This window comes from Psychrobacillus sp. (genome assembly GCF_056205495.1).
In genome coordinates this window covers 1-9,987 of record NZ_JBAEAP010000345.1, presented here as the reverse complement: position 1 = coordinate 9,987, position 9,987 = coordinate 1, and the positions used below count along the sequence as shown (strand labels likewise).

Annotated in this window: 12 protein-coding genes; 11 read left to right on the top strand and 1 reads right to left on the bottom strand. The window is 36.0% G+C overall.

Annotation, left to right across the window (positions count from 1 at the left end):
• From AC06OU_RS10355 to AC06OU_RS10315, 9 genes are all read left to right on the top strand, one after another.
• The coding region (locus AC06OU_RS10355) for an alpha/beta fold hydrolase (protein ID WP_475855598.1) at positions 1-529 on the top strand (529 nt) is incomplete at its 5' end.
• 25 nt (positions 530-554) lie between these two features.
• Positions 555-1,118, top strand: coding sequence for a GNAT family N-acetyltransferase (locus AC06OU_RS10350; RefSeq protein WP_475855596.1), 564 nt, complete (start codon positions 555-557; stop codon positions 1,116-1,118).
• Positions 1,115-2,002, top strand: coding sequence for a hypothetical protein (locus AC06OU_RS10345; protein WP_475855594.1), 888 nt, complete (start codon positions 1,115-1,117; stop codon positions 2,000-2,002). Before AC06OU_RS10350 ends, AC06OU_RS10345 begins: the two co-directional genes overlap by 4 nt.
• A 19-nt stretch (positions 2,003-2,021) precedes the next feature.
• Positions 2,022-2,846, top strand: a complete 825-nt coding sequence (locus AC06OU_RS10340; RefSeq protein ID WP_475855592.1) for a sugar nucleotide-binding protein — start codon at positions 2,022-2,024, stop codon at positions 2,844-2,846.
• Between the two features lie 222 nt (positions 2,847-3,068).
• Positions 3,069-4,526 (top strand): D-alanyl-D-alanine carboxypeptidase/D-alanyl-D-alanine endopeptidase, encoded by a 1,458-nt coding sequence (gene dacB / locus AC06OU_RS10335; RefSeq protein WP_475855590.1) that lies wholly within the window; start codon positions 3,069-3,071, stop codon positions 4,524-4,526.
• 170 nt (positions 4,527-4,696) lie between these two features.
• Positions 4,697-5,152, top strand: a complete 456-nt coding sequence (locus tag AC06OU_RS10330; RefSeq protein ID WP_475855589.1) for a hypothetical protein — start codon at positions 4,697-4,699, stop codon at positions 5,150-5,152.
• A 117-nt stretch (positions 5,153-5,269) separates the two neighbouring features.
• A complete protein-coding gene (locus AC06OU_RS10325) occupies positions 5,270-6,025 on the top strand; it encodes an SDR family NAD(P)-dependent oxidoreductase (RefSeq protein ID WP_475855587.1) in 756 nt (251 codons plus the stop codon).
• A gap of 318 nt (positions 6,026-6,343) precedes the next feature.
• Complete coding sequence (locus tag AC06OU_RS10320; protein WP_475855586.1) at positions 6,344-6,673, top strand: hypothetical protein; 330 nt, start codon at positions 6,344-6,346, stop codon at positions 6,671-6,673.
• 288 nt (positions 6,674-6,961) lie between these two features.
• Complete coding sequence (locus AC06OU_RS10315; RefSeq protein WP_475855585.1) at positions 6,962-7,543, top strand: NUDIX hydrolase N-terminal domain-containing protein; 582 nt, start codon at positions 6,962-6,964, stop codon at positions 7,541-7,543.
• A 412-nt stretch (positions 7,544-7,955) separates the two neighbouring features.
• Here the strand turns inward: AC06OU_RS10315 and AC06OU_RS10310 are convergent, their stop codons facing one another.
• Positions 7,956-8,849: a 3-hydroxyacyl-CoA dehydrogenase gene (locus tag AC06OU_RS10310; RefSeq protein WP_298473443.1), complete on the bottom strand. Its 894-nt coding sequence runs from the start codon at positions 8,847-8,849 to the stop codon at positions 7,956-7,958.
• Positions 8,850-9,084: 235 nt separating this feature from the next.
• Between AC06OU_RS10310 and AC06OU_RS10305 the strand changes: the two genes are divergently transcribed.
• Complete coding sequence (locus tag AC06OU_RS10305; protein WP_475855583.1) at positions 9,085-9,513, top strand: GNAT family N-acetyltransferase; 429 nt, start codon at positions 9,085-9,087, stop codon at positions 9,511-9,513.
• Between the two features lie 25 nt (positions 9,514-9,538).
• On the top strand, positions 9,539-9,946 hold the full coding sequence (locus tag AC06OU_RS10300; protein WP_475855581.1) for a hypothetical protein: 408 nt from the start codon (positions 9,539-9,541) through the stop codon (positions 9,944-9,946).
• Positions 9,947-9,987 lie beyond the last annotated feature (41 nt).

The following is a 9,987-nucleotide window of genomic DNA, read 5'->3' as shown; positions in this document are numbered from 1 at the left end:
TGAAGCTCCAACATTTGATTTTGGACTCACGGGAAAAGCACTCCTCTTAAAGACGGCAAACTTGTTTAAAAAATATCAACAGTCCGACCTACAAGAAAAGTGCCTGAAGCTCGCCAATAGTTCCTCATCACCAAAGGAGCTTGTTGAAGGATATACAGAATTGAGCACCTCTTTAGAGGATAAAAGAATGCACATATATACTTATAATTTTAGTAATCACACGGATACAACAGTTTATTCAGAGGACCAATGGGAAAGTTTTTATGATAAATCAGAGATCCATTTTAATCGTTTGAAAGAAGAAGGAAAAATTTTTACATCAGTTTTACACTTGCTAAAAGAAATAAAAATACCATGCTTACTCATGTTAGGTGAGCACGATGTGGTTACTTGTCCTATACAAGTAGAAGCCTTTTACAGAGATGTTTCCCAAGGAGAAGTGGTCTTGATAGAAAATTGTGGACATACCCCACATTATGAAACCCCGGAGCAATACTGTGAACTTGTAACTCGTTTTTTGATGGAATAGACATTATGGAAAGTGGAGGAATTTAATGTTTGTAATAGACTGCGAGGAAATATTTCTAAGAGAGTTTTCAATTGAAGATGTAGATGCTATTTATGAGCTGACATCACAACCAGAGGTTTACGAGTTTTTACCTGATTGGCGTTCGACAAAAGAACAACGAGCAAATTGGGTTCAAAACTATGAAATTCCATCAAATAAATCTTTTTTGTCAGCTGTTCCGAACGTCGATGATCAAGGGTATTTAAAGTTAGGAATTTTCTTAAAGGAAACTGACAAATTTATCGGTTTTTGTAATACAGGCTTGAAGGAGGGGCTACCCCAACCAAATCGAGAAATAGCTTATGCAGTAGCAAAGGATTATCAAAAACGTGGTTATGCAACTCAGGCAGTTAAGGGATTAATTCAATACTTGTTTACAAAGACAAATGTTCAACAGCTAAATACGGTGGTTATGCCTTACAATCATGGATCAATCCAGGTCATTCAAAAATGTGGCTTTAGCATGAAAGGTAACATCCAAATAGATGGTAAGCAACACGAGCATTATATACTTTCCCTAGGCGATTGGAAGGGTGGTCAACAGAAATGAATATGGTGCCATCTAATGAGCATCTGAAAAGTTGGATTAATCAATATGTACCGGAAAAAGATTTGTTCTTTATTAAAAACGAGGACCTGTTTGTTTTAGAGAAATATCTTACTGAAGTTCTAATCATACCGAAAAACGAATTTTATGAGCATTCTTCCTATAATTATATTCAACTTGTGAATAGCTATGAATACTGGAATATAGATGATGATATTCAATTTGTTATCGTAGCAGAGCCTGATTGGTTTAATAAATTACCGAATGAAAAGAAAAAAATATTGAATGCTAGACAGGTGGAAATAAATAGAGGCTTAGTTTTACCATTGCCTTCTCTAACGGAGAGAAATTCATTAATAGAGAATCATATAGTGATTAAAAATACTCAAGTATACATAGTATTACAAAGCCAAATGTGGACCTCATTATCTGAGCAGCTAAAAGTAGAATTGCTAAAGGAATATGCACAAGAATGGGATAGTTGGGAAGGTTGTGTAGTTCCCCAAAATGCTCCAATACATATAAAAAAGTTTGCAAATACTTTTCCTCATAATGCAGGCAGCAATTGCTTATCTGCTACGTTATATGCTGTCACTCAACAGGAGTGGATGATACACGAATGGGTCCACCCAAAAACATTTGAAGAAGGTATTAAAAGAGCAGGTTACTTCATCCACGATGGTGACTTCCGGGAAACCGATATAGTGGCTTGGGTTAATGGCGAAGGAGTCATTCAACACGCTTCTTACTGCTTAGGTGATAATCTTTTTTTCAATAAAAACGGCCAAACTTTCTTTAACCCTTGGAAAATTGTTGAATGGTCCAAACTAAATGAAGAATGGCAAAGGTTTACTACAAGGATTTATAGAAGAAATAAACAATTATAAATGAAGAAGGAGCAATTAAATGAAAGTACTTATTCTTGGAGCCACTGGTTTTTTAGGATCTACCTTATTTCAAAAGGCTCTTGAGGACGAATCGCTAACCGTTGTTGGAACCTCTCGATTGTCAAACGCGGCAAAAAATATCATTCATTTAGATGTAATGGACAAGCGTTTAGTTGCACAGACAATAGAAAGTATAAAGCCGGATGTCGTCATTTGGTGTCTTATGAGCATGGAGAACGAGGATCAGCTTATTAAAATTGGACTGAAAAATGTCGTAACACATTTGAGTGAGGTCACCAAATTCATATTCATATCTACCGATGCGGTGTTCGTGGATGGTAGGGGTGATTACGATGAGCTTGATCCAACTGGTTTGCTACCTTCCGAAGCTCGTCTAGCTATTTACGTAAATGCAAAAAATGCCGGAGAACAATATTTGATGAAGAACCATCCATACCACGTGATTGTACGGACAGGACCATTATATGGGGACAATCATTATATAGAAAAACGTACGCTCCAAATCATTGAACATATAAAAGAAAATAAGCAGTATAACGCGTGGAAAAATGTATTTAGGTCTTTTGTGAATGTCCATGATCTATCAGAAGCCTTGTTAGAGCTAACTAAAAATAACGTGATAGGCATTCTTCATGCAGGTCCACCACAAAAGGAAAGCTATTATACTTTTAATAAAAAGAGAGTGGAGCAGCTTGGATTCGACAGTACCTATATTTGCCCAGTGATTGTTACAAAAGAAGAGAATCCCTACATATCTCTGGATACATCCTTAAGGACAGATAAGATTTCTGAATTGCTGCCATCCGTATTTAGGAATATATAAATTACGGAAAATCGATACATGCAGAGACAATGAATGTTCGACTAAAACAGCAAATACTCTCTCATACTAATTCAATAGACATACTTATCATAGGAATATTGATAGATGCTTTCCTTAACATACCACTCCGAAAATCCTCTTTTTTACTTGTTGGAAGGAAATTTCTTCTTTAAGTGGAATATGTCCCTAATCTATTAATTTAAATTGGAATGGGGGAAGGTTATGAAGAAAAGGTGGGCAAGCCTTTTGATGGCTTGGGTCTTATTTGTGAGCATGTTTGGAATGGGGCAATTAGCTCAAGCAGAGGTAACAACAGAGGATGCTTTAAGTGAATCCATTTCGACAATCGTTCAAGAAAAACTGTCAGGTGCAAAAGTAAGTATTTCGATTATGGACCGGATGACTGGTGAAGTGGTGTATGACTATAATGATGATACTCCGATTAAACCTGCTTCCAACATGAAGCTGATCACTACTGCTGCAGCACTAGATGTTCTAGGAGAAGATTATCGTTTTAAAACAAGTCTTTATACGAGCGGTAAGCTATCTAATGGAGTATTAAAAGGAGATGTCTATCTACAGGGACAAGGCGACCCGACCTTAATGGAGGAAGATTTACGACAATTTGCTCAAGCACTGAAGGCTAAAGGAATTCAAACGATTGATGGAAGAATTGTCGGAGATGACAAGTGGTTTGATGATGATTTGTTAACACCAGGTATATGGGCAAACGATGAATCGTATTACTATGCTGCGCCTATTTCGGCATTGACTACTTCGCCAAATGCTGACTATGATTCTGGAACCATTATTGTAGATGTCAATGGTTCTGCAATCGGGAATGCTCCTACCGTAAAAGCAACTCCTCATCTAGGAGATTTAGAGATTGTCAATCAAGCACAAACCGTAGCGGCTGGCCAAAGTAATACAATTACCATTGAAAGATCTTATCGAACAAATCAAATTGTCATAAGTGGCAATCTACCAATCGATAAGACCAAAAGAGAGTGGGTAACGATGCTTCACCCAACTACTCATACATTAACGATGTTTCAAGCAGTTTTAGAAGATGTTGGGATCGAATATAAGAAACACAAATTCTTTAGAGCAGCTACTCCTAAAAGCGCTGAACTAATATCAGTAAAAGAATCCATGCCACTAAGAGAACTACTCATTCCTTATATGAAGCTAAGTAATAATGGTATTGCGGATATATTGGTTAAAACAATGGGCAAGGTCAACGGCAATCATGGAAGCACGAAGGCCGGCTTAAAGGTAATGGAGCAGTATGGTAATTCCATTAACTTAGATATGTCTGATTGGAAATTCGAGGATGGCTCTGGAATGTCTCATGCAAACTCAGTGTCCGGCTTGGCTATTAATGATTTACTTCTTAAGATACAACAGGAAGATTGGTTTGACACTTATTTTAATAGTCTACCAGTAGCTGCTCACCCTGACAGAATGGTAGGAGGCACACTAAGAAACCGTCTAAAAGATCCACTTACTTCAGGTAACGTTTTTGCCAAAACCGGTTCATTAACTGGCGTTAGTACGCTAAGTGGTTATATAGAAGGAAGTAGTGGGGAACAATATATTTTTAGTGTGTTGGTAAAAGATAAGTCAGGTACAGTAAGCGTGATTGACGAAATGGTGAAGGTGATGGCTAAAGAATTATAACAAAGCAGTTAAAGAATAAAAGCTAGTGAATATCCGCAGATGGGTATTCACTTTTTTTTGTGGCAGGATTACTACTAGCTTATCTTATCTGCATATTTATATGACGTTTGGAAAGAATAATAAAATCGAAATTAATTTTATCCAAATCATAAATATTGGAGGATATACATATGACTCAAGAAAAAAACATTCCTAATGACAAAAAGATAGATTATGCTACAAATACTGCGTATGGTGATCCATTAAAATCCACTAATCCCTCTATAAATGAGGAATTCAAGAATGCTTCCTCCCAGATTGCGGAAAGCACACAAACTAAAACGATAAAAGGGGCATCATCACCTCAAAGACAACATACAACAGATCGTTCCTACGGTGATCCTTTAAAGTCAGGTACAACCACTATTCATCTTAATGATTTAGATTCCAATACCATAATTGCAGATAGTACAGAGAAAACAACTAAGAAGAACCTATCCCAAAAGGATGATCCTACTAGCTTTACTGCTTACGGAGACCCGATAGTTTCGTCCGAACAGTCGATTAATAAAGATTATAAAAATGCTTCCGCAATCATTGCTAAAAGCACGGAGGAGACAGGCAATAGTCATATAAGAACTGAATAATGATGTTAAAATAGTCCAGATCTTGGATGCGAATTAATTATATTAGAAAATCTTTATAATTGGTGCTATAAAGGGTATTAGGATAAGATTAAATAGAGATGTTAGGAGGCGAAATAGATGGATAAACTTAAAGATAAGGTTGTAATTATTACTGGAGGAGCTGGAGGCATTGGACTTGGCATGGCTAAGTCGATGGCTAAAGAGGGAGCAATAATAGCTATCGTCGATGTGAACGAAGAATCTGGCCAAAAAGGGTTAAAAGTACTTCAGGAATTCTCCCCAAAATCGATGTTTTTAAAAGCCGACTTAATGGATAAAGAAAAACTTCCATCGATAGTAGAAACAGTAGTAGAAAAATACGGGAAATTAGATGTATTAGTAAATAATGCACATGCATCAAAACAGGTTACGATTGAAGAAACAACACAAGCGGACTTAGATTTGTCATTTGGCACAGGGTTCTATCCAACCTTTTACCTCATGCAGGCGGCACTGCCTTACTTAAAAGAAACAAAAGGGAATGTGATTAACTTTGCATCAGGCGCTGGATTAGCTGGACATGAAACACAAGCTGCTTACGCTGCTGCAAAAGAAGCGATTCGAGGAGTTTCCCGTGTGGCAGCCAATGAGTGGGGTCGCGTTGGTATTAATGTAAATCTTATTTCTCCGATTGCTAACTCAGAGGGTGTCCAAGCATGGGCAAAAGCACAGCCAGAATACTACGAAGCTGTCCGCAGTAAAATACCCCTTGGTCGCTTCGGTGATGTAGAGCAAGATATCGGGCGAGTAGCAGTATTTTTAGCAAGTGATGATTCTCAATATATCACTGGTCAAACACTTATGGTAGACGGTGGATCAATAATGCTACGATAAATAAACGTGAAGTCAGAGTGATTATATGTCACTCTGGCTTTTTATATGTTTTACTGTCTGGTGTTACAAAAGCTTATACTTCCCTGAATATTCATTAGTGCAAGGTTTCCGCTGATCTCTGCAAGGTTCTTCCTCGCCTCCGCAAGGTTTCCTTGCGTTTATGCAACGATTAGTTAATAGATCAAGCTTCATCCCCGTTCACAACAATTTTTAAGTCATTCTTATCCAGGAAAATAGTGTGCATTTTTAAAAGGAAAAAGGAATTATTAATTTATTGTAGAATTACACTTAGTATTAACTATAAAGGAGTATACCTAATTGGATATAGATCAACTAGAACTACCTAAAGAAACAATAGAATTTATACATAATTATAGCTTCGAAGAAAATGAATTTGAGTGCTTAAACTTAGAGCTAGTTTCTAATTCTAACGGTTTTCTACTAAATGTAAAAGAATGGACACTAAAAAATGATTGGTCGTTATCTATATTAAACAATGATTTCAAAGTAAAGTTTTTAGTTAGCTTGAACAAATTTCAACCATACCTTGTTATTGCTGAAAATAGTAATACTGGAAATCTCATTACAATCTCGCAGCCTGATGGGGAAATTTTCGAGCTTGAACACGAAGTAACCGAAAGAGTATAAAAATATTTTGTTAATTCTTCCATAGAAAATATGATTTCCTGTATAAAATGCTTTAACGAATATTGGCACTTGATAATAGAGGTACATCAAGAAGAAAAGCTAATAAGCATTTTTAATGAACTAAAAGAAAAATTAATAGCTTTGGATGAAAAAGTGTTGATAAATGAGGATGATTATAATAGACAATTTTGGAACACATTATTCCATGGTAAATTAACTTTTTTTACAAGTAGGCTTAAAGAAAAATAGATTGTTTATTATCTATCTATATATAGGATGTGATTCTGAATGGAAAACAGATTGTCTTTATTAGATCAAGTTCGTTCGATTGCTCAGTTGGGCCTTCATTATGCTAATAACCCATATGATAGGGATAGGTATGAAATGCTTCTAGACTTGACAAGCAAAGAGTATTCGGACATCAGCGAAATTAAAGAAAGTATTGTAAAGGAAAGATTTATCCAAGAGCTTGGACATGTAACACCAAAGGTTGGTGTAAATGGAGTGATATTTTCTAAAGATGGAAAGATTCTTTTAGAACGACGTGCAGATGATGAAACATGGGGAATTATAGGTGGATGGTGTGAAGCTGGTGAAAGTCCTCAAGAATCATTAAAAAGAGAATTTTTAGAGGAAACAGGATTAAAAGTAGAGGTAAACGAACTCATCGAAATATTTACAAGAAAGCCAGGAGATTTAGGACAGCCGCATACTTCTTATCACCCACTTTTTGTTTGTGAGATTGTGGAGGGCGAAATGCAAAAATCTTTTGAAAGTCTGGAGCTTAGATTCTTTCATTTAAATGAAGTAGAAACTTGGCATGGGGATCACTATGAAATGGCCAAAAAGGCATATTCCTTAAGCAAATGAGTCAATTACATAAATAGCCCTGTACAAATTAAACTTGAACAAATTTTACTTTTTGATTGTGCGACAGACGGCAATTACATTGGGATCAGTGAGACAGATAAGACATCACAACAGCGCTCGTTGTGCTGAGGTTGATGGCGTATCGCTCACCCCACGGAATACGGATATATCTTTTAGAAATGCCGAGCGAAACGACTACAAGTGATTGTTGCCTTTATTTAGGCAGGTTCATAATCTCCACGTTTCTTGCAAGACCAGATTTGTACATAGACAATTCAAATCCAGTCGAGCAAGAATTCTTTGAATCTCAATCGAAAGATGATAAACAACATATTTTGTAGCTACCATAGGCAAGAAAATAGATGGAGTTATAGTAAAGAAAGAAGAAATACCAGAAAACTTCTACAGATAGTTATTTCAAGAACTTAGGATCCTCATATTTTGGATTCGGATAATCATAAAATCCTTTTCCGTTTTGGATACCCAATCGTCCTTTGTCGATTAGCTCTGTTTTAAAGTATTCTGCTATTTTTGCCTTTTGCTCATTTCCTGATTTTGCTTTTTCAAGCGCAATGTTATATGGGGTGTTTAATCCTATAATGTCTAGCACTCCGAAGGGGCCTCTGTTTACGCCCATACCTGCCATCCATGTTTTATCCACTGTCTCAGGATCCGCAATTCCATTTGCGACTAAATTTTGAGCGGCATCTAAAAATGGTACTAATAAGGAATTTAAAATATAGCCAGGCTGCTCCTTGTGGATAGGTAAAGCAATCATATTAATTGCTTTAGCAAATTCAATCACCTCTTCGAATACCTTAGGATCCGTTCCTTCATGCTTCATAATTTCAGCCGTGTTATTTACCCAAATTCTATTCGCAAAGTGCAAATGTAAGAATTTCTCAGGACGACCGGTAAACTCTACAAGCTGACTGGGAATCATAGTGGAGGAGTTAGATGCAAAAATTGTGTTCTGTGGGGCAACCTTCGACAAATTTTCATAAAATGCTTTCTTAATATCGATCACTTCCGGAACTGCTTCAATTACTAAATCCACATCCTTAACAGCCTCAGCTAAGTCGGTATATAAGGATAAACGATCATAAGCGGTATCTACCGCTTCTTGAGTTGCTCCTAAGTCTTCTTGATAATTTGCTTTCAATCCAGTAAGTCTTTCCTTAGCCTTTTCTAACGCCTCTTCATTAATATCATATACGGATACTTTAAATCCGTAAAAAGCGGTTTGAAAAGCTATTTGACTTCCTAAAACTCCACTACCAGCTACCAGTACCTTATTAATATCCAAAATAGTTCACTCCTCTATGCTCTAATAACTATTAGTTATTATCTAATTTGACATTATTATGTATTAAAAATAAAAAATTTGTGCAAGGCAGCTTACTAGTGAGTGAAGGTTAAAATTATAGAAAATTACATTTATTAATTGAAAAATAAAGGGAAAAAATTAATTACATGTTAAAATTGATTAAGAATCACAAATTAGAAAAAAAAGGATTATGCACATTGAAAGGAAGAAAACAATGGATTTGAGAATAATACGAGAAGATACCGATGAATCTAAAAAAAATGTTAATGAACGATTGTATTATTTTAATCTGGCACACTTTCCTGAGGACTTGAGAGGGAGATATGAGGAAGTTAACTTATTTATAAAGGATGAAAAGGATCAAGTGTTAGGAGGGATAATGGGAGAAGTATGCTGGAATTGGCTAGAAATTCATGTTTTGATAATGGATGAATCGCTACGTAAGAATGGGTATGGTTCAAAGTTATTGATGGAGGCAGAGGAAATAGCTAAGGAAAGAAAATGTGACTTTATTAAACTCGATACTTTAAGCTTTCAGGCATTAGAGTTTTATAAAAAACATGGGTATGAAGTGTATGGAACTCTGCCTAACGTTGGTCGGGACTTTGACCATTATTACATGAAAAAAGATTTAATGTATTAAAATAGATAGGGGTAATTTAATGAATATGCAAACTATACATATGCTAGATATAGCATACTGTGAAACATTTACTAGAAGAATTGATACATCATGGGGGATTCTATTTTGCAATGAAAATCAGCCTAATTACTATGACGCTAATCATGCAAGAATAATGACTGCTTGCGACAGCCCCGATGATGTAGCTGAAGAAGTCATAAACTTTTTTCAATCCAAAAACATCGTACCAAGATTCTACATTTATGACCTAGAAAACCAGCAAAACATACTGACCGAACTAAAATCTAGAAATTTTAAATATGAAGAATTGATAAGCCCGGTACAATTATGGAATAACAAAGTTATTGATATCCCCACTGACCCCAAGGTGAAGATTGAAAAAGTGACAAAACAAAACTACCAAGAAGCAATCGAGATAGAGGGTAATATATAAGAGTTCGGTGGCCTGGAAGTAATGGAAAAGGTCTTTGAGGA

Coding starts and splice junctions, on each gene's coding strand:
- AC06OU_RS10350 (WP_475855596.1), top strand. CDS start 555: ATGTTTGTAATAGACTGCGAGGAAATATTTCTAAGAGAGTTTTCAATT.
- AC06OU_RS10345 (WP_475855594.1), top strand. CDS start 1,115: ATGAATATGGTGCCATCTAATGAGCATCTGAAAAGTTGGATTAATCAA.
- AC06OU_RS10340 (WP_475855592.1), top strand. CDS start 2,022: ATGAAAGTACTTATTCTTGGAGCCACTGGTTTTTTAGGATCTACCTTA.
- dacB (WP_475855590.1), top strand. CDS start 3,069: ATGAAGAAAAGGTGGGCAAGCCTTTTGATGGCTTGGGTCTTATTTGTG.
- AC06OU_RS10330 (WP_475855589.1), top strand. CDS start 4,697: ATGACTCAAGAAAAAAACATTCCTAATGACAAAAAGATAGATTATGCT.
- AC06OU_RS10325 (WP_475855587.1), top strand. CDS start 5,270: ATGGATAAACTTAAAGATAAGGTTGTAATTATTACTGGAGGAGCTGGA.
- AC06OU_RS10315 (WP_475855585.1), top strand. CDS start 6,962: ATGGAAAACAGATTGTCTTTATTAGATCAAGTTCGTTCGATTGCTCAG.
- AC06OU_RS10305 (WP_475855583.1), top strand. CDS start 9,085: ATGGATTTGAGAATAATACGAGAAGATACCGATGAATCTAAAAAAAAT.
- AC06OU_RS10300 (WP_475855581.1), top strand. CDS start 9,539: ATGCAAACTATACATATGCTAGATATAGCATACTGTGAAACATTTACT.